This is a genomic window from Luteimonas sp. S4-F44, from assembly GCF_022637415.1.
In the GTDB taxonomy this organism is placed as follows: Bacteria; Pseudomonadota; Gammaproteobacteria; order Xanthomonadales; family Xanthomonadaceae; genus Luteimonas.
The window spans coordinates 2,639,481-2,657,433 of the sequence record NZ_CP093340.1 but is presented as its reverse complement, the minus strand read 5'-3'; the positions used below and the strand labels follow the sequence as shown (position 1 = coordinate 2,657,433).

18 protein-coding genes are annotated in these 17,953 nt (G+C 70.3%); 6 read left to right on the top strand and 12 right to left on the bottom strand.

All coding sequences use genetic code 11. The features are described from left to right. Nucleotides 1-33: 33 nt before the first annotated feature. The 5 genes from MNO14_RS12175 to MNO14_RS12155 form a co-directional block, all read right to left on the bottom strand. Nucleotides 34-1,329 carry a cysteine desulfurase gene (locus tag MNO14_RS12175; protein ID WP_241943991.1) on the bottom strand — a complete coding sequence of 432 codons (1,296 nt, stop codon included), beginning with the start codon at nt 1,327-1,329 and terminating at the stop codon, nt 34-36. Further along, complete coding sequence (gene sufD, locus MNO14_RS12170; protein ID WP_241943990.1) at nt 1,326-2,561, bottom strand: Fe-S cluster assembly protein SufD; 1,236 nt, start codon at nt 2,559-2,561, stop codon at nt 1,326-1,328. Before sufD ends, MNO14_RS12175 begins: the two co-directional genes overlap by 4 nt. After that, entirely contained in the window at nt 2,561-3,325 is a 765-nt protein-coding gene (sufC, locus tag MNO14_RS12165; RefSeq protein ID WP_241943989.1) for a Fe-S cluster assembly ATPase SufC, read from the bottom strand. The genes sufD and sufC overlap by 1 nt, the downstream gene beginning before the upstream one ends. Nucleotides 3,326-3,431: 106 nt before the next feature. Beyond that, on the bottom strand, nt 3,432-4,895 hold the full coding sequence (sufB, locus tag MNO14_RS12160; protein WP_241943988.1) for a Fe-S cluster assembly protein SufB: 1,464 nt from the start codon (nt 4,893-4,895) through the stop codon (nt 3,432-3,434). 19 nt (nt 4,896-4,914) lie between these two features. Further along, the gene (locus tag MNO14_RS12155) at nt 4,915-5,385 is read right to left on the bottom strand and encodes an SUF system Fe-S cluster assembly regulator (RefSeq protein ID WP_241943987.1); all 471 of its coding nucleotides are present in this window, start codon (nt 5,383-5,385) and stop codon (nt 4,915-4,917) included. A 160-nt stretch (nt 5,386-5,545) separates the two neighbouring features. Between MNO14_RS12155 and MNO14_RS12150 the strand changes: the two genes are divergently transcribed. After that, nucleotides 5,546-6,025, top strand: a complete 480-nt coding sequence (locus MNO14_RS12150; RefSeq protein WP_241943986.1) for an SET domain-containing protein-lysine N-methyltransferase — start codon at nt 5,546-5,548, stop codon at nt 6,023-6,025. A 28-nt stretch (nt 6,026-6,053) separates the two neighbouring features. Here the strand turns inward: MNO14_RS12150 and MNO14_RS12145 are convergent, their stop codons facing one another. From MNO14_RS12145 to MNO14_RS12120, 6 genes are all read right to left on the bottom strand, one after another. Beyond that, on the bottom strand, nt 6,054-6,731 hold the full coding sequence (locus MNO14_RS12145; RefSeq protein ID WP_241943985.1) for a hypothetical protein: 678 nt from the start codon (nt 6,729-6,731) through the stop codon (nt 6,054-6,056). Then, nucleotides 6,721-7,278: a DUF1439 domain-containing protein gene (locus MNO14_RS12140; protein ID WP_241943984.1), complete on the bottom strand. Its 558-nt coding sequence runs from the start codon at nt 7,276-7,278 to the stop codon at nt 6,721-6,723. The genes MNO14_RS12145 and MNO14_RS12140 overlap by 11 nt, the downstream gene beginning before the upstream one ends. Before the next feature lie 56 nt (nt 7,279-7,334). Beyond that, nucleotides 7,335-7,784 carry a hypothetical protein gene (locus tag MNO14_RS12135; protein ID WP_241943983.1) on the bottom strand — a complete coding sequence of 150 codons (450 nt, stop codon included), beginning with the start codon at nt 7,782-7,784 and terminating at the stop codon, nt 7,335-7,337. A 109-nt stretch (nt 7,785-7,893) separates the two neighbouring features. After that, nucleotides 7,894-8,496 (bottom strand): M23 family metallopeptidase, encoded by a 603-nt coding sequence (locus MNO14_RS12130; protein ID WP_241943982.1) that lies wholly within the window; start codon nt 8,494-8,496, stop codon nt 7,894-7,896. Nucleotides 8,497-8,551: 55 nt separating this feature from the next. Then, nucleotides 8,552-9,190 (bottom strand): tellurite resistance TerB family protein, encoded by a 639-nt coding sequence (locus tag MNO14_RS12125; RefSeq protein ID WP_241943981.1) that lies wholly within the window; start codon nt 9,188-9,190, stop codon nt 8,552-8,554. Nucleotides 9,191-9,398: 208 nt separating this feature from the next. Next, nucleotides 9,399-9,800: an HU family DNA-binding protein gene (locus MNO14_RS12120; RefSeq protein WP_241943980.1), complete on the bottom strand. Its 402-nt coding sequence runs from the start codon at nt 9,798-9,800 to the stop codon at nt 9,399-9,401. A gap of 301 nt (nt 9,801-10,101) precedes the next feature. On the opposite strand from MNO14_RS12120, the gene MNO14_RS12115 reads away from it, so the two are divergent. Beyond that, nucleotides 10,102-10,536, top strand: coding sequence for an OsmC family protein (locus tag MNO14_RS12115; RefSeq protein WP_241943979.1), 435 nt, complete (start codon nt 10,102-10,104; stop codon nt 10,534-10,536). Nucleotides 10,537-10,615: 79 nt separating this feature from the next. Here the strand turns inward: MNO14_RS12115 and MNO14_RS12110 are convergent, their stop codons facing one another. Beyond that, nucleotides 10,616-11,497: a PhzF family phenazine biosynthesis protein gene (locus MNO14_RS12110; protein ID WP_241943978.1), complete on the bottom strand. Its 882-nt coding sequence runs from the start codon at nt 11,495-11,497 to the stop codon at nt 10,616-10,618. A gap of 188 nt (nt 11,498-11,685) precedes the next feature. Here MNO14_RS12110 and MNO14_RS12105 point away from each other — a divergent pair, with 188 nt between their 5' ends. The 4 genes from MNO14_RS12105 to MNO14_RS12090 all read left to right on the top strand — a co-directional run bounded on the left by MNO14_RS12105 (nt 11,686) and on the right by MNO14_RS12090 (nt 17,946). Then, nucleotides 11,686-14,274 carry a bifunctional aspartate kinase/diaminopimelate decarboxylase gene (locus MNO14_RS12105; protein ID WP_241943977.1) on the top strand — a complete coding sequence of 863 codons (2,589 nt, stop codon included), beginning with the start codon at nt 11,686-11,688 and terminating at the stop codon, nt 14,272-14,274. Continuing rightward, a complete protein-coding gene (gene murL / locus MNO14_RS12100; protein ID WP_241943976.1) occupies nt 14,271-15,647 on the top strand; it encodes a UDP-N-acetyl-alpha-D-muramoyl-L-alanyl-L-glutamate epimerase in 1,377 nt (458 codons plus the stop codon). Before MNO14_RS12105 ends, murL begins: the two co-directional genes overlap by 4 nt. Continuing rightward, nucleotides 15,628-17,094 (top strand): UDP-N-acetylmuramoyl-L-alanine--D-glutamate ligase, encoded by a 1,467-nt coding sequence (murD, locus tag MNO14_RS12095; protein ID WP_241943975.1) that lies wholly within the window; start codon nt 15,628-15,630, stop codon nt 17,092-17,094. Before murL ends, murD begins: the two co-directional genes overlap by 20 nt. A 66-nt stretch (nt 17,095-17,160) precedes the next feature. Next, complete coding sequence (locus MNO14_RS12090) at nt 17,161-17,946, top strand: dienelactone hydrolase family protein (protein WP_241943974.1); 786 nt, start codon at nt 17,161-17,163, stop codon at nt 17,944-17,946. Nucleotides 17,947-17,953 lie beyond the last annotated feature (7 nt).

Here is a 17,953-nt window from a genome sequence, read left to right as displayed (position 1 = left end):
GTGGCGCCGACCGGGGCGCCGCGACGCGGCGCATCAGCCCAGCAGCCGACGGACCTTGCGCAGCGCGGCGACGAAGGCGTCGATCTCGTCGTGGGTGTTGTAGAACGCCGGCGAGGCGCGGCAGGTGGCCGCGACGCCATAGAACTGCAGCAACGGATGCGCGCAGTGCTGGCCCGAGCGCACGGCCACGCCCTCCAGGTCCAGCAGCGTCGCCAGGTCGTGGGCATGCGCGCCTTCGACCAGGAACGACACCACCGCGGCCTTGTCCGGCGCGGCGCCGAGGATGCGCAGGCCGTCGATCGTGCCCAGCGCTTGGGTCAGGTGCGCGAGCAGCGCGGCCTCGCGCTGTTCGATGTGGTCCATGCCGAGGCGCTCGAGATAGTCGACCGCCGCGCCCAGGCCGGCGAAGCCGGCGATATTCGGGGTGCCGGCCTCGAAGCGCTGCGGCGGGTCGTTGTAGACCGTACCGCCGAAGGCGACCTCCTTGATCATCTCGCCGCCGCCCAGGAACGGCGGCATTGCCTCGAGGTGCTCGCGGCGCGCCCACAGCGCGCCGGTGCCGGTCGGCCCGCACATCTTGTGGCCCGTGAAGGCGTAGAAGTCGCAGCCGATCGCGGCGATGTCGACCCGGCGATGCGGCACCGCCTGGGAGCCGTCGACGACCGTCACGATGCCGTGCCGGCGCGCCTCGCGGCAGATCTCGCGTACCGGGTTGACGGTGCCCAGCACGTTGGAGACGTGGGTGACCGCGAGCAGCTTCACGTCCGCGGTCATCGCGCGGCGCAGTGCCTCGAGGTCGAGCGTGCCGTCCTCGACGATCTCCGCCACACGCACCGTCGCACCGGTACGCTCGGCGACGATCTGCCACGGCACGATGTTGGCGTGGTGCTCCATGCGCGAGACCAGGATCGTGTCGCCGGGCCCGAGCCGGGGCAGCGCCCACGAGTAGGCCACCAGGTTGATCGCGAACGTGGTGCCGCTGCACAGCACCAGTTCGTCGGCGCGCACGTTGAGGAACCGCGCCAACTTGCGCCGCGTGCCTTCGTAGGCCTCGGTCGCCTCGGTGCCGAGCTGGTGCACCGCCCGGCTGACGTTGGCGTTGTGGCGGCGGTAGTAGCCGTCGACCGCCTCGATCACGCAGGCGGGCTTCTGCCCAGTGTTGGCGTTGTCGAAGTAGATCAGCGGCTTGCCGTGGACCTCGCGCAACAGCAGCGGGAAATCGGCGCGCACCGATGCCCAGTCGACCTTACCGTGGCCGTTGGCGGGCACGCTGGGGCCGTCGAACGGCGGATCGAGTGGCGGCGGATCGAGTGGCGGCAGAGCGCTCATGCGCGTACGAGCGCGGCGAGCGCGCCGTCCAGGGCGGTTTCGGCCAACGTGCGCAACGCGTCGTCGGCGATGGCGGCCAGCGGTTCGCGCACGAAGGCGGCGGTGAGCAGGCGCTGCGCATCGCCCGCGGGCAGGCCGCGCGAGCGCAGATAGAACAGCGCGCCGGGATCGAGCTGGCCGACCGTGGCGCCGTGCGCGGCCTGGACCTCGTCGGCGTGGATCACGAGCACCGGCTGGGTATCGATCTCGGCGGTCGCCGACAGCAGCAGGTTCTTGTTCGACAGCCGCGCATCGGTGCCGTCGGCGCCGGCGTCGATGGTGATGCCGCCGTGGAAGACCACCCGGCCGCGGCCGTCGCCGATCCCGCGCCACAGCAATTGGCAGGCGGTGTCGCGGGCGATGTGGCGAATGCCCAGGCGCGTGTCCAGGTGACTGCGGCTGCCGGCGAGCAGCACGCCGTTGGCGGTCAGGCGCGCGTCCGGGCCGACCAGGCGCACGTCGAGCTCGTGGCGCGACAGCGCCGCGCCGGCCTCCACGTCGACGCGGTCGTAAACGGCGCCGGTCTGCAGCTCGGCGTCGGTGCGCAGGAATGCGGTCGCACCGGCGTCGCGGCGTTGCAGCCGCAGATGGCGCAGGTGCGCGCGATCGGCGAGGCGCAGCGAGCACACGCCATTGTCGAGGTGGCGATGGGAGCCGGCATCGACATGGTACTCGACCACGGTCAGCCGCGCGCCGGCACCGAGCGCAATGTGGTGACGCAGGTGCCAGGCCTGGTCGGTATCGGCCGGCGCACCGACGAACACCAGGTGTAGCGGGGCAGCGACCTCGGTATCGGCGTTGACGGTGATCGCGACCCCGTCGACCGCGAGCGCGGCGTTGAGTCGTGCGAACACCGCATCAGGAAGGTCCTCGATCGCCGGCAGCGCACCGGCCTCGGCGGTGAAGCCGATCGATAGTCCGGCAACGCCGGGGCCGGGATCGGACAGCGCCGGCGCGGGGTGGCCGTTGACGAACACCAGACGCGGGGCCGGGATGCCGTCGAGCAGCGCCGGATCGATCACGGCATCGCGGGGCGCGGCGAAGCTGCGGCGCTCGAGCGCGCGCAGCGAGGTGTACTTCCACGACTCGCTGCGCGGGCCGGGCAGGCCCGCGGCCAGCGCGGCGTCGAGCGCCGCGCGGCGCGAGGCGTCGCCGTCGAAGCCCGCGGCGAGGGACTCGAGCAGGGCACTCATCACGCCGCCGCCTCGGGTGCGACGCGGTCCTTGACCCAGGCGTAGCCCTTTTCTTCGAGCTGCAGCGCGAGTTCCGGACCGCCGCTCTGCACGATGCGGCCGTCGGCCAGCACGTGCACCACGTCGGGCCGGATGTAGTCGAGCAGGCGCTGGTAGTGGGTGATCACGATGAACGCGCGCTCGGGCGAGCGCAGCGCATTGACGCCGTCGGCGACGTTCTTGAGCGCGTCGATGTCCAGACCCGAATCGGTCTCGTCGAGAATCGCCAGCTTCGGCTCGAGCACGGCCAACTGGAAGATCTCGTTGCGCTTCTTCTCGCCGCCCGAGAAGCCTTCGTTGACACCGCGATGCAGCAGGCGGTCGTCGAGGTGCAGCACCGCGAGCTTCTCGCGCACCAGACGCAGAAACTGCATCGAGTCGAGCTCCTCCTGGCCGCGCGCCTTGCGCTGCGCGTTGAGTGCGCTGCGCAGGAAGTAGGTATTGTTCACGCCCGGGATCTCGACCGGGTACTGGAACGCCAGGAACACGCCGGCCGCGGCGCGCTCTTCAGGCTCGAGCGCCAGCAGGTCCTGACCCTCGAACGTGACCGTGCCCGCGGTGACGTCGTAGCCATCGCGGCCGGACAGGATGTTGCCCAGCGTGGACTTGCCGGCGCCGTTGGGCCCCATGATCGCGTGCACCTCGCCCGGCTTCACGTCCAGCGAGAGGCCCTTGAGGATGTCGCGTTCGCCGATGCGGGCGTGGAGGTTATCGATGTTGAGCATGGGATTCGGACTTGGGGATTGGGATTCAAATAAACGGGGGCGACAGGCGAAGTGCGGGCGCGACGCCCGCATCCCCGGCCCGTCGGCCGGGACGGGGCGCGCGGCGTCAGCCGACCGAGCCTTCCAGTGAGACTTCCAGCAGCTTCTTGGCCTCGACCGCGAACTCCATCGGCAGTTCGCGAAAGACCTGCTTGCAGAAGCCGTCGACGATCAGGCTAACCGCGTCTTCCTCGGAGATACCGCGCGCCCGGCAGTAGAACAGCTGGTCGTCGCTGATCTTGGACGTCGTCGCCTCGTGCTCGACGGTCGCGCCGGGATGGCGGACCTCGATGTACGGGAACGTGTGTGCCCCGCAGTCCTTGCCGATCAGCAGCGAGTCGCATTGGGTGTAGTTGCGCGCGCCCTCGGCGCCGCTGCCGACCCTGACCAGCCCGCGGTAGGTATTCTGACCGCGGCCGGCGCTGATGCCCTTGCTAATGATCTTGCTCTTGGTGCGCTTGCCGACGTGGATCATCTTGGTGCCGGTGTCGGCCTGCTGGCGATGGTGGGTCAGCGCCACGGAGTGGAACTCGCCCGAGGAATCGTCGCCGAGCAGCACGCAGGAAGGGTACTTCCAGGTGATCGCCGAGCCGGTCTCGACCTGGGTCCAGGTCACCTTGCTACGCGCCCCGCGGCACTCGGCGCGCTTGGTCACGAAGTTGTAGATACCGCCCACGCCGTTCTCGTCGCCTGGGTACCAGTTCTGCACCGTCGAGTACTTGATCTCCGCATCCTCGAGCGCGACCAGCTCCACCACCGCGGCATGCAGCTGGTTCTCATCGCGCATCGGCGCGGTGCAGCCTTCCAGGTACGAGACGTAAGCCTTGTCCTCGCAGATGATCAGCGTGCGCTCGAACTGGCCGGTGTGGCCGGCATTGATGCGGAAGTAGGTGCTCAGCTCCATCGGGCAGCGCACGCCCTTGGGAATGAACACGAAGCTGCCGTCGGAGAACACCGCCGAGTTGAGCGCGGCGAAGTAGTTGTCGCCGACCGGCACTACGCTGCCCAGGTACTGGCGCACCAGGTCGGGGTGTTCCTGGATGGCTTCGGACATCGAGCAGAAGATCACGCCCTTTTCGGCCAGCTCCTTGCGGAACGTGGTGCCGACCGAGACCGAATCGAACACCGCATCGACCGCGACGCCGGCGAGCTTGGCGCGCTCGTGCAACGGCACGCCGAGCTTGTCGTAGGTGTCGATCAGTTCCTTGGGCACCTCGTCGAGCGACTTGTACTTCGGCCCCTTGGGCGCGGAGTAGTAGCTGACCGCCTGCAAGTCGATCGGGGCGATCTGCAGCTTGGCCCAGTGCGGTACCGGCATCGTCAGCCAGTGGCGATAGGCGGCGACGCGCCAGTCGGTCATCCACTCAGGCTCACCCTTTTTGAGCGACAGGGCGCGCACGACGTCCTCGTCCAGACCCGGCGGGAAGCTGTCGGATTCGATATCGGTGACGAAGCCGGCGTCGTAACGACGGCCGAGCTGCGCGTGGATCTCCCGGTTGGTTTCGGGGGCTTCGATGATGTCGGTGGCCATGGGGGCGGCTGCCTACTGTCTATGGATGCGCGAGGCGGGCGTCGATGCGCTTCGCCCCGGCAGCGGTGGGAAAGGAAGAGGCGCGCGGGGCGTCGTCGAGCATCTGCGCCAGCGTCACGCCGCGCAGGGCCTCGGCGACAACCTCGTTGATGCGGCGCCAGTTGCCCTGCACGCCGCATTGGTCGGAAATCCCGCATTGGCTGTCGTGCAGGCTGCACTCGGTCATCGCCAGCGGGCCTTCCATCGCCTCGACGATCTGCACCAGGTTGATCGCCGATGGCGCGCGTGCCAGGCGGTAGCCGCCGTTGGCGCCGCGGAAGCCCTCGACCAGCCCGGCCTGGGCCAGCGGCTTGAGCAGCTTGCTGACCGTCGGCGTCTCCAGGCCCGCGCGCTCGGCGAGCTCGGTCGCGCTCATCACCGTGTCCGGCCGTGCGGCAAGCACGGTCAGAACGACGGTGGCGTAATCGGTGAGCTTGGTGACCCGGAGCATCGGAAAGAAGCTGACTGCGGAATGCGGACCAAAATTGTACTTTTTTAGCCGATCGATCACAACGTCCGGCCATGCTGGCGTTCAGTGCAACGCGCCAGTGGCGGTGGGCGAGCGGGTCCGCGACAATGCGGCGCTTGTCCTCATCGCCCCAGAGCGCACGATGCCCAAGAAGAAGACCAGGAAGATCGAGGCCCGCCGCTCGGCGATCCACGGCAACGGCGTATTCGCCACCGAAGCGATCGCCAAGGGCGAGCGCATCATCCGCTACAAGGGCTTTCTGCGCAGCCACGCCGAGGTCGATGCCGAATACGGCGACCAGGAGGAGGACGGCCATACCTTCCTGTTCACGCTCAACGACGAGTACGTCATCGACGCGAATATCGAAGGCAACGTCGCGCGCTGGATCAACCACTCCTGCGATCCGAACTGCGAGGCGGTGGTCGAGGAAGATGCCAAGGACCGGCGGCACAAGGATAAGGTCTTCATCGAGGCCCTGCGCGATATCGCCCAGGGCGAAGAGCTGACCTACAACTACGGCATCACCCTGGCCGAGCGGCACACGCCCGCGCTCAAGAAGCTGTGGGGCTGCCGCTGCGGCGCCGCCAACTGCACCGGCACCATGCTCCAGCCCAAGCGCTGACGCAGCGGATGTGCATCCGCGCCCGCGATCAGGGCGCGGCCACCTCGCGCAGGTCCGCCGACGCGATGTGCCAGGCGCGTTGCGTCTGGCTGGCGCCGTCGACCACTGCAGCGCGCAGGACGTAATGACCTTCGTAGCGTCGGATCGAACCGTCCGCCTGCTGGGCGCGCAGCGACACCGGCACCTCGATGTAGCGCGAACCGGCGGCCGCATCGATGGGGCCGGGCGTGCCGATGTCGACCATGACTGTGGACGTCTGCGCGAAGCCGGCGGCGAACTGCTCCGGCGTCTGTCCGCTCGCCCGGCCGCCATCCGACCACACGGCATAGGCGCTGGCGTAGTCGAGCGCGTTGATCGCTGCGTAATAGCCGCGGATCGCCGCCACTGCCGCCTCCGGAGTCGGCGGTGCGGTGTCCACCGAGGCGTCCGTCGCGGCCGGCAACAGGCCGGTCTCGGGATTGTCCTCGAGCGGGACGGCCGCCAGGTCGGGCACCTCGGGGACCGGGGCCCGGCCGCCCAGCGGCACATCGCCGGGACCGGGCGCGCCGGGCATGCCGGTCACTGCATCCCCGGTAGCGACCGGCTGTGGCAGGCCGGCGGTGTCCGCATTGCCGTCCGCGGCGTTGCCGCGCTGGGCATCGCGGTCGCCACAGGCCGCCAGCGCCAACGCGACGCACAAGGCCAGCGCGGTGCGGTCAGCGCGCAAGGTGCACCACCACGCGGCCGTCGCCGACGTCGACCTCGCCGATACGCTTGCCGGCCGGCAGCTTCGACAGCAGATCGTCGTCGAGCCGGTAGATCGGTTCGCTGCGCGCGTACTCGGCCAGCAGGCCGTTGACGATGCCCTGTGCACCGCCCTTGAGCAGTGCATGGGTCCCCGGCAGGTCAAATTGCAGCAATTGCGGATCCTCCAGATGCAGGCCGCGCGTGGCGGCGTCGTAGCGCAGGCCACTGACCAGCGCCAGGTGGCCCGGACGGTCATCGGCGACGGCGCCGCCTACGCCCAGATCGAAATCCAGCCGCAGTCGCTGCTCACCGCGCGGGATCGTCAATCGCGGGTTCTGCAGCGTCACCGACACAAGGCCGCCGACGCGCTCGAACGTCCTGGGAAAGCGCGTGTCGAGCTGACGCTGCAACTGCGGTGTGGTGAACGCGACCTGGTCGCCAAGCCAGGCCGAGACCACGCCCAGCGATGTACAGGCGGTCATTAGAAGCAGCAGCGACAAGGCAACGGGACGGGCGAGGGCACGCATGCGACGGTCTCCTGGTGCAGTCCTGCGCACCCTACGTGTCGGGGGTGAATGTCGGGTTAGCGAAGGCCACGCTCGTCGGGTGCGGGTGCGAGTACGCGGCGATGCGGCTGCAGCCACGCCAGCAGCAGGCCGAGCAATTGCATCGCGATCACATCGAACACGACCTGGCGCAGCGTCAGCCCGAGCGGGAACGGCTGGCCGGCATGGGCGAGCAGGTGCCAGGGCACGAACGACACCAGCGCCAGCGCCAGTCCGAAGCGGGCGCCGTGCCAGCGCTTGCTGCGCACCGGCGGCGGCAGCCAGCGGTAGAGCCAGGTCATTGCCAGGCCGAGCGACAGATACGCCAGCAGGATCCAGCCGACATTGGCATCGGCATCCTCGCGCGGGCGGAACAGATGGGCGAGCGCGAGGTAGTCGGCGCGCAGCAGCACGCCGTGGACCAGAAAGCCCAGCAGCAGCGCGCTGGCCGAGAGCGTCAAGCCGCAGATCCAGAAACGCTTGTCCATCTCCAACTCCGATGCTGCATGTCAGGCACCGCGCGCAGGGTAACCCGGAAGGACGGCGCGGTGCCGGCCACGCCGGTGTGCTGTGGCGACGTCTGTCGTGGGCGAGGCGTCAACGTGCCCCGGATGCGTCGTCGGCCGCCGCGGTGGCGCGCAGCAGCGGCAGCGGGTTGAACGCGCCGTCGGCCGCGTAGATGCCGTAGTGCAGGTGCGGCGGTGTGCCGCGCGCATTGCCGGTGTCGCCGACCGTGCCCAACATGTCGCCCGGACGCACGACGTCGCCGACCGAGAGCAGCTCGGCGACGTCGTCCAGGTGCGCGTAGTAATGGCGCTGACGTCCGGGGCCGACCACCCAGACCTGGCGTCCCCCCAGGCCGGCATCGCGGATGCCCACGATCAGACCTTCGGTCGTGCTGCGCACCGGCGTGCCGCGTGGCGCGAAGATGTCCACGCCCTCGTGCTGTCGATCGCGACCGCGTGGTGCACCGAAGGTATCGGCGACGCGGCCGGGGGCGACGCCGTCGACCGGCATCGGCAGTGCCGCCGGCGCCGGCGCGGCGGCGATCCGGGCGACAGCACGCGGCTGGGCCATGAAGGGCTGATGCCAGGCCCAGTGGCCGGCGGCGGCCAGGACGGCCAGCAGCAGCACTGCGCGCAGGGTGCGGCGCAGTTGTGGCGCATAGTCGCGGGGGCGGACGGGGGAAGGCGGTGTCATCGCAGCGACGGTAACCGCGTCGCTGCGAAGACCGGGTCGGTGCGCCGTGGACGCGTCAGTCTCCGGCGGCGGTCCGGACTTCCTGTTCGAGGCGCGCCTTGAGGTCGGGCGCGAGGCCCAGTTGACGCGCGAGCTCGTCGAGATAGCTGCGCTCCATGAAGCTCGTGTCGTCGGCCACCAGCACACTGGCCAGGTACATCTCCGAGGCGATCTCCGGCGAGGTCGCGGCGCGTGCGATCTCGGCCGGATCGAGCGGCTTTTCCAATTCGGCGTGCAGCCAGGGCTGGATGTCGGCGGCGCTGTCGATGCGCCGGAACTCGGCCTCGATCACCTCGCGCTCGCGTGGGTCGAGATGGCCGTCCGCCTTGGCGGCGCCGACCAGCGCTTTGAGGATCGCCTGGCTGTGCCGGTCGGCCTGCGGTGGCGGCAACCGGTCGACGGTCTGCGGCGCCGGCACCGCCGCGTCCGCCTGCTGCTTCTGGTAATCGCCGTAAGCGCGGTAGGCCATCATGCCGATTGCGGCCAAGCCACCGTAGCTGGCGAGCTTGCGGGTCTTGCGGTGCTTGCCCAGCAACAGGCCGAGTGCGCCGCCGGCGACCGCGCCCTTGCCGAAGTCCGCATTGAGCAGACTGCTGCCCGGCTTGCCGCCGCTCTGGGAGGTGAGGAGGTGGTTGAGAAACCCCTGGAAACTCATGGCAACGATCCGACGTGACGGGCGCACAGGTGCGGGGCGGCGAGCTTGCAATGCGGACCGTTCGCATCGTGTGCACGTTGCGCGACAGGGCGTATCCGCGCGGCAGGGGGTGTCGCACGTCGCCAGGCGTTGGCGCGCGCGGCCCCGAAACGCGATCGGGACGGCCAAAGGCCGTCCCGATCGGGGGAAACGCATCGTCCGCCTGGGATCAGGCAGCGGCGTCCTTGAGCTTCTTGAGCGGGCGCACCTTGACCTTGACCGAGGCGGGCTTGGCGGCGAACCACTGCTCTTCCTTGGTGAAGGGGTTGATGCCCTTGCGCTTGGGCTTGGCCGGCACGCTGACCGAGGTGATCTTCAGCAGGCCCGGCAGGGTGAACGAACCGGCGCCCTTCTTGCTGATCGAACCGTGCACGGCGCCTTCGAGCGCGGAGAACACCGCACGGACATCCTTCGCGGCCAGGCCGGTGGAGTCGGCGATGTGTGCGACCAGGCCGGACTTGCTCAACGCTTCCTTGATCGGCTTGGGTGCGGCGGACTTGGCGGCGGTCTTCTTCGGCGCAGCCGCCTTCTTGGCCGGCACTTTCTTGGTGGTGGCCTTCTTCGTTGCCATGGGTCTGTGGTTCCCTCGTCAAATATGGATTGGATGATTCCTGGCCGAGCGAGCCGGCAAGCGAAATGTAGGGCATCCCTGCGCACCCGCCAATAGGAAAGCGCAAAAAAACAGCGGTTTTAGGCGGCCCACGGTGCCGCCGGTCACGTTTGCGCGTGTCTGGCGGCTGTCCGCACGCGCGATCGCGGCCCGTGGGCGCCCTCACGGACGCCTTGCGGGCGGCATGTCGCCGCCCCAAGAACGCCCGCATCACGTCTGCGCCGATATGCTCGCCGGCTCCTGTCTCGATGGAGAACGCGTCATGGGCATTTCCCGCCACGCCACCGCCCGCTGGAACGGCGACCTGAAATCCGGCAAGGGCGCCTTGTCGACGCCGCAAAGCGGCCTGCTGGACGCCGTGCGTTACGGATTCAACAGCCGATTCGGCGATGAAAAGGGCACCAATCCCGAAGAGCTCATCGCTGCCGCGCATGCCGGCTGCTTCACGATGGCGCTGTCGGCCAAGCTCACCGAGGCCGGCTTTGCGCCCGAGTCGATCGACACGCGTGCCGATGTCGACCTGTCGATGGATGGCGGCCCGCAGTTGAGCGCGATCCGCTTGAAGACGCGCGCCAAGGTGTCGGGCATCGACGCGGCGCAGTTCCGCGAGATCGCCGACGACGCCAAGCAGAACTGCCCGGTGTCCAAGGCGCTGTCGGCGGTGCCAGTGTCGCTGGAGGCCGAACTCGAGGGCTGATGGCGCCGCGTCCTGCCGTGCCGAAGTGGCGGCGCGGCAGGGGCTGGTGGCGTGGGAGGTCGGCGGGCTGCTGCCGCGCTCAGCGCCAGTCGATCGCGCCGCGGACCACGCTCTGGACGCGTCCGCCCGACCAGACTTCGCCCTCGGCGTCGACGTGCAGGTCGAGGCGCGCATCGTGGCCGACCTCGCGGCCCTGGCTGACGCGGTAGTGACCCGCGTGCCCGGGCAGCGCGTCGCGCGCCGCAAGCCAGGCGGCCAGCGTCGCATTGGCCGCACCCGAGGCGGCGTCCTCGAAACACGCGGTGGCGCCAACGAATGCGCGCACCGCCAGGTCGTAATCGCTGCCGCCCGCGCTGCGCGCGAAGGCGCACACGCCCATGCTGCCGGTGGCCTCGGCCAGGGCGGCAATCGCATCCCATTGCGGGGCGGCGGCGCGCAGGGTCGCCTCGTCGGCGACCTCGGCCAGCCACCAGCGTCGCCCGCCGTCCATCAGCACCGGCGGTAGCGCACCGGGCGGCAGTGACCCCAGGGTGGGGCGCAGCCGTGGGTCCTCGCTGCTCGCGACTTCAACGATGCGTGCGCGCGGCGTGCGCACGGCGATCGTCCGCGACGCGCCCGCGCCGACCACCGCCAGCGGCAGGCAACCGGCGATCCCCTCCTGCACCAGCACGCCGTCGCGCGGCTGCGCCAGGCCGGCGTCGAGCACGACGTGCGCGGTGCCGACGCTCGGGTGCCCGGCGAACGGCACTTCGCGGCGGGGCGAGAACATGCGGATACGGTAGCTGGCCGCGTCGCTCGAGGGCGGGAACACGAACGTGGTCTCGGGCAGCCGGGTCCAGCGAGCGATGGCCTGCATCGCCTCGTCGGTCAGCTCGTCGGCATCGAGCACCACCGCCAGCGGATTGCCGGCACCGGGCCGGTCGGCGAACACGTCCACCTGGACGAAACGTCGGGAAGTCATGCGCGGGCGGGCATCGTGCGGCGCGACAGCTTACCCAAACCGTCGCCCGAATCGGGCGGCTCGATTCCCTCCGCCTCCGCCGACGCCTAGAATCGGCGTTTCGCCGCGCGTGGCCTCGCGTCGGCGACGCGTCCGCTGCAGCGCCCGCACGGTGCTGTCGTCTTCTTCCGTTCGAGATCCCACCTCCGATGTCCTCACCCTCCGACGATCGCTGGATCGTGCTCAAGTTCGGCGGCACTTCGGTGTCGCGCCGCCACCGCTGGGACACCATCGGCCGGTTGGCGAAACGCCGGGCGCAGGAGCACGGCGCGCGCGTGCTGGTCGTGGTGTCGGCGCTGTCGGGGGTCACCAACGAACTGACCGCAATCGCCGATGGCAACGCGGCCGACGGGACCGTCGATGCGCTGGTCGAGCGCCACCGCGCGTTCGTCGCCGAGCTCGGGCTCGATGCCGACGCCGTGCTCGGCGTCCGCCTCGCCGCGCTGCTGGCCCTGGTGCGCGATGCGCGTGCACCCGGGCGGCCGCTGGACTGGCAGGCCGAGGTGCTGGGGCAGGGCGAACTGCTGTCCTCGACGATCGGCGCGGCGTATCTGGCCGCGCAGGGGCTGGACTTTGGTTGGTGCGATGCGCGCGACTGGCTCGATGCGGTGGCGCTGCCCAACCAGAGCGGCTGGGCCTCGCGGCTGTCGGTGAACTGCCGGCGCGAGCCCGATGGCGACTGGCGCCTGCGTTTTGCCGCGCAGCCGACACGGATGCTGCTGACCCAGGGGTTCATCGCCCGGCACGGCGACGGCGGCACCGCGATCCTTGGTCGCGGTGGCTCGGACACCTCGGCGGCGTACTTCGGTGCATTGCTGGGCGCGCGCCGCGTGGAAATCTGGACCGACGTGCCGGGGATGTTCAGCGCCAATCCGCGCGATGTGCCCGATGCGCGCCTGCTCGCGCGGCTCGATTACGCCGAGGCGCAGGAGATCGCGACCACTGGCGCCAAGGTGCTGCACCCGCGTTCGATCAAGCCCTGCCGCGACGGCGGCGTGCCGATGGCGATCCTCGACACCGAGCGTCCGGATCTGCCGGGCACCGCGATCGACGGCAGCGCCGAGCCGGTGCCGGGGGTCAAGGCGATCAGCCGGCGCAACGGCATCGTGCTGGTGTCGATGGAAGGCATCGGCATGTGGCAGCAGGTGGGCTTCCTGGCCGATGTGTTCGAGCGCTTCAAGCGCCACGGCCTGTCGGTCGACCTGATCGGCTCGTCGGAAACCAACGTCACCGTGTCGCTCGACCCGAGCGAGAACCTGGTCAGCACTGATGTGCTGGCGCGGCTGAGCGACGATCTGGCCGAGGTGTGCCGGGTCAAGGTCATTGCGCCGTGCGCGGCGATCACCCTGGTCGGGCGCGGCATGCGCTCGCTGCTGCACAAGCTCTCTGACGTCTGGGCGACGATGGGGCGTGAGCGCGTGCACCTGATCTCGCAGTCGTCCAACGACCTCAACCTGACCTTCGTCATCGACGAGGCCGATGCCGACGGCCTGCTGCCGGTGCTGCATGCCGAACTGATCGGCAGCGGCGCGATGCCGGTGCATGACAGCACGGTGTTCGGCCCGAGCTGGCGCGAGATCGCGCACGGCCGCCGCGAACGCCCGACGCCGTGGTGGCAGCACGCACGCGCGCATCTGCTCGCCTTGGCGACGCCCGGTGTGCCGCGCTACGTCTACCACCTGCCGACGGTGCGCGAGCGGGTGCAGGCGCTGGCGGACGTCGCCGCGGTCGACCGTCGCTTCTACGCGATCAAGGCCAACTCGCATCCGGCGGTGCTGCGCACGCTGGTCGAGGCCGGGTTCGGCCTGGAGTGCGTGTCACGCGGCGAGCTCGAGCACGTGTTCGCGACCTTGCCCGAGCTCGACCCGGCGCGCGTGCTGTTCACGCCGAGCTTCGCGCCGCGCGACGAGTACGCCGCCGCCTTCGCGCACGGCGTCACGGTGACCCTGGACAACGTCGAGGCGTTGCAGCGCTGGCCGGAGGTGTTCCGTGGCCGCGATCTGTGGCTGCGGCTCGACCTGGGCCGCGGCGATGGTCACCACGCCAAGGTCGTCACCGGCGGCGCGGCCTCGAAGTTCGGGCTGGCGCTGCCGGCCTTCGATGCCTTCATGCAGGCCGCCACCGATCTCGACGTGCGCATCACCGGGCTCCATGCCCATCTGGGCAGCGGCATCGAGACGGTCGCCCACTGGCGCGATGTCTACGCCGAGCTGGCTGCGTTCGCCGATGCGGTGGGCACGGTCGACACCATCGACATCGGCGGCGGGCTGCCGATTCCCTACCGCCCCGACGACGTTCCGTTCGACCTCGCGGCCTGGGGGGCCGGCCTGGCCGGCATCAAGGCCGAGTACCCGCGCTATCGCCTGGCGATCGAGCCCGGCCGCTTCCTGGTTGCCGAGTCAGGCGTGTTGCTGGCGGCGGTGACCCAGGTCGTCGACAAGCTCGGCACGCGCCGCGTTGGGCTCGATGCCGGCATGCACAGCCTGATGCGGCCGGCGATGTACGACGCCTGGCACGGTATCTACAACCTGTCCCGTCTCGACGACGAGGCGCAGGTCGCCTGCGATGTCGTCGGCCCGATCTGTGAATCGAGCGACGTCTTCGGCACCCGACGCCTGCTGCCCGCGGCGACCGTCGAGGGCGACACGGTGCTGATCGCCGACGCCGGCGCCTACGGCTTCGCGATGGCCAACACTTACAACCTGCGGTCGCTGCCGCAGCAGGATGTGATCGAATGACTTCCGGATTCGACCGCAGCGCCATCCGCTGCTTCCGCTTCGTCGATTGCGACCTCGACGCCGCGACCGGCGTGGCGCGGTTGCGCTACGCCTTCGACGACGGCCCGGAGCTGGTCGAAACCGTGACCGTGCCCGGCGCGCCGTTCGCACTCGAGGGCGCGCGCGCGCAGGCCGCGACCCGCGCGCTGCGCCTGCTGCACCTGCTCGCCGGCGTGAGCTACTACAAGGCCGCCGTGCCGCCGCAGATCCGCATCGACGGCTATGCGATCGATGCCGCCACCGCGGCGCTGCTCGAGGACGCCTACGTGCATGGGCTGGGCGAATTCGCCTACCGCAACGGACTCGACCTGCACGGCAAGATCCGCTTCCCGGCCGACGCCGCCACGGACGAGGCCTCAGCACCGACGCTGGACCTGCGCGCCCATGCGCTGGTCGCGATCGGCGGCGGCAAGGATTCGCTGGTGTCGATCGAGGCACTGCGCGCGCTGGGCGTCGCGCAGACCGTGGCGTGGATCGGCGGCTCGCAGCTGATCCGGGTCTGCGCCGAGCGCACCGGTCTGCCGACGCTCAACATCGGCCGCCAGTTGGCGCCGCAGTTGTTCGAGTACAACCGCCAGGGCGCGCTCAACGGCCACATCCCGGTCACCGCGATCAATTCGGCGATCCTGGTACTGGCCGCGGTGCTGCACGGTGTCGACCAGGTGGTGTTCTCCAACGAACGCTCGGCCAGCTACGGCAGCCTGATCCAGGCCGCCGACGGCAGCACGACCAACGAGGTCAACCACCAGTGGTCGAAGGGCTGGGCGTTCGAGCGCGCGTTCGGCGAGCACGTGCAGCGCCACGTCGCAGCCGACCTTTATTACTACTCGCTGCTGCGGCCGTTGTCGGAGCTGGCGGTCGCGCGGCAGTTCGCCAGGACCGACCGCTACGACGCGCATTTCTCCAGCTGCAACCGCAACTTCCATCTGCTCGGCGAGCGGCCGGTCAACCGCTGGTGCGGCATCTGCCCCAAGTGCCATTTCGTGTTCCTCGCGCTGGCACCGTTCATGCCCAAGCCGAGGCTGGTGTCGATCTTCGGGCGCAATCTGCTCGACGATCCGGCCCAGGTGCCCGGTTTCGACGCGCTGCTCGAGTATCGCGACCACAAGCCGTTCGAATGTGTCGGCGAGGGCCGCGAGTCGCGTGCGGCGATGGCGGCACTTGCGCAGCGTCCGGAATGGCGCGAGGACGCGGTGGTCGCCCGTTTCGCGCGCGAGATCGCGCCCCGGCTCGACGCCGGCGAACTGGACATCGCGCCGCTGCTGGTGGTCGACGAGGAGCACCGCGTGCCCCCCGCCTTGTGGGAACGCCTGCGTGCGCATCTCGCAGCTTGACGCGCTCGCCGCCCGAGGCGGCCGCATCGCGCTGTGGGGCTGGGGACGCGAAGGACGGGCCGCGTATGCCGCGCTGCGCGCCGCGCGGGGGGCGGGAGCCGCGATGTCCGCGCCGTCGTCCGGCGAGCGTCCGGCGTCGACGGCGGCGCTGCCGCTGACGGTGTTCTGCGCGCCCGCCGAAGCCGACGAAGTGCGCGGACTGGGTGATTCGGCGTTGTCGGTCGAGACCGAGGCGAGTGCCGAACGGTTGGCGCGCTTTGCCGTGGTGATCAAGTCGCCGGGCATCAGCCCGTACCGGCCCGAGGCCGTGGCCGCGGCGGCGCAGGGCACGCGGTTCATCGGCGGCACTGCGCTGTGGTTCGCGCAGCGCGCCGCACCCGGTGGGATCGCCGTGGGCACGGTCTGCGTCACCGGGACCAAGGGCAAGAGCACCACGACGGCGCTGCTCGCCCATCTGTTGCGCAGCGCCGGCCTGCCCACCGCACTCGCCGGCAACATCGGCCTGCCGCTGCTGGAACTGCACGATGCCCAGGCCGACGCCTGGGCGATCGAGCTGTCGAGCTACCAGACGGGCGATGTCGCCGCGAGCGGCGTGCGGCCGGACGTAGCGGTGGTGACCAACATTTTCCCCGAGCACCTGGACTGGCACGGCAGCGAGCAGCGCTATGTCGAGGACAAGCTCGCGCTGGTGACCCGGGCCCGGCCGCGGATCGCGGTGCTCAACGCCGCCGATCCGCGTCTGGCCGCGCTGACGCTGCCGGGCAGCGAGGTGCGCTGGTTCGGACGCGCCGATGGCTGGCACCTGCGCGGCGACGTGCTGTATCGCGGTGATGTCACTGTGCTCGACACCGCCGGCCTGCCGCTGCCCGGGCGCCACAACCGCGGCAATCTGTGTGCGGTGCTGACCGCGATCGAGGCGCTCGGCATCGACGCCGCGCCGCTGGCCGCCGCGGCCACCGGCTTCGTGCCGCTGCCGCACCGGCTGCAGGCGCTGGGCACCCGCGACGGCGTGACCTGGGTCAACGATTCGATCAGCACCACCCCGCACGCCACGCTGGCGGCGCTCGAGGTGTTTGCCGGCCACCGGGTCGCGCTGCTGATCGGCGGCCACGACCGCGGCCTGGATTGGCAGGCTTTCGCCGATGCGATGCAAACGCGCGCACCGCACGCGATCGTGACCATGGGCGGCAACGGCCCGCGGATCCACGCACTGCTCGCGCCGGTTGCGCGCGCGTGCGACTTCGCATTGGCCGAGGCGGGCGATCTGGCCGCGGCGGTGGCGCAGGCGCGCGCTACGCTCGGCGGCGACGGCGTGCTGCTGCTCTCGCCCGGCGCACCGAGCTTTGGCGCTTATCGCGACTACACCGCGCGCGGCCGCCATTTCGCCGAACTCGGGGGCTTCGACCCCGATGCCATCACCGCGATTCCGGGCCTGGGCATCGGCTGACCGCGCACACGCGGCTGCGCGCGGGGCGGAGTAGGCTGGGCCGGTCCCATCGCCCGGAGCCGTCCGATGAAACGCCTGTCCCTGCTCGTGTTGTTGTCGCTGGTCTGTGCCACGTCCGCGCTCGCCGCTCCGAAAGCCGACCCGGTCGAGTGGACACTCGACGGTGAGACCTTCGCCGGCGTGTTGGTCTACGACGACGCTGTCACGAGTCCCAGGCCGGGCTTGGTGATGGTGCCCAACTGGAAGGGTGTTAACGACTCGGCGGTCGAGAAGGCGCGGCAGGCGGCCGGCGATCGCTACGTCGTGTTGGTCGCCGACGTCTACGGCAAGCACGTGCGGCCCACGACCGATGTCGAGGCCGGCCCGGTCGCCAAGGCCCTGCGCGACGATCGGCCGACCTTGCGCGCTCGCGCGCGCAAGGCGGTGGAGGTGCTCAAGGCGCAGCCCCAGGTCGATGCCGATCGGATCGCCGCGTTCGGCTTCTGCTTCGGCGGCACGACCGTGCTCGAACTGGTCCGCGCAGGCGAGGCGCTCGCCGGCGTCGTCAGCCTGCACGGCGGCCTGTCGACGCCGCTGCCGGCGGCGGCCGATGCAGTGAAGGCGCCGGTGCTGGTGCTCAACGGCGCTGCCGACCGCAGTGTGAGCGCGGACGACATCGCCGGATTCGAGCGCGAGATGGACGCGGCCGGCGCCGACTGGCAGTTCGTCAACTACAGCGGCGCGGTGCATTGCTTCGCCGAGTCCGACGCCGCGAGCCCGCCTGGCTGCGTCTACCACCCGCGCGCGGCGGCGCGCGCCTGGCGGCAGATGGAGGATTTCTTCGCGGAGGTGCTGGCCTCGCCGACCCGCTGAGGCGGGC

Coding starts and splice junctions, on each gene's coding strand:
- MNO14_RS12175 (WP_241943991.1), bottom strand. CDS start 1,329: ATGAGCGCTCTGCCGCCACTCGATCCGCCGCCACTCGATCCGCCGTTC.
- sufD (WP_241943990.1), bottom strand. CDS start 2,561: ATGAGTGCCCTGCTCGAGTCCCTCGCCGCGGGCTTCGACGGCGACGCC.
- sufC (WP_241943989.1), bottom strand. CDS start 3,325: ATGCTCAACATCGATAACCTCCACGCCCGCATCGGCGAACGCGACATC.
- sufB (WP_241943988.1), bottom strand. CDS start 4,895: ATGGCCACCGACATCATCGAAGCCCCCGAAACCAACCGGGAGATCCAC.
- MNO14_RS12155 (WP_241943987.1), bottom strand. CDS start 5,385: ATGCTCCGGGTCACCAAGCTCACCGATTACGCCACCGTCGTTCTGACC.
- MNO14_RS12150 (WP_241943986.1), top strand. CDS start 5,546: ATGCCCAAGAAGAAGACCAGGAAGATCGAGGCCCGCCGCTCGGCGATC.
- MNO14_RS12140 (WP_241943984.1), bottom strand. CDS start 7,278: ATGCGTGCCCTCGCCCGTCCCGTTGCCTTGTCGCTGCTGCTTCTAATG.
- MNO14_RS12135 (WP_241943983.1), bottom strand. CDS start 7,784: ATGGACAAGCGTTTCTGGATCTGCGGCTTGACGCTCTCGGCCAGCGCG.
- MNO14_RS12130 (WP_241943982.1), bottom strand. CDS start 8,496: ATGACACCGCCTTCCCCCGTCCGCCCCCGCGACTATGCGCCACAACTG.
- MNO14_RS12125 (WP_241943981.1), bottom strand. CDS start 9,190: ATGAGTTTCCAGGGGTTTCTCAACCACCTCCTCACCTCCCAGAGCGGC.
- MNO14_RS12120 (WP_241943980.1), bottom strand. CDS start 9,800: ATGGCAACGAAGAAGGCCACCACCAAGAAAGTGCCGGCCAAGAAGGCG.
- MNO14_RS12115 (WP_241943979.1), top strand. CDS start 10,102: ATGGGCATTTCCCGCCACGCCACCGCCCGCTGGAACGGCGACCTGAAA.
- MNO14_RS12110 (WP_241943978.1), bottom strand. CDS start 11,497: ATGACTTCCCGACGTTTCGTCCAGGTGGACGTGTTCGCCGACCGGCCC.
- MNO14_RS12105 (WP_241943977.1), top strand. CDS start 11,686: ATGTCCTCACCCTCCGACGATCGCTGGATCGTGCTCAAGTTCGGCGGC.
- murL (WP_241943976.1), top strand. CDS start 14,271: ATGACTTCCGGATTCGACCGCAGCGCCATCCGCTGCTTCCGCTTCGTC.
- MNO14_RS12090 (WP_241943974.1), top strand. CDS start 17,161: ATGAAACGCCTGTCCCTGCTCGTGTTGTTGTCGCTGGTCTGTGCCACG.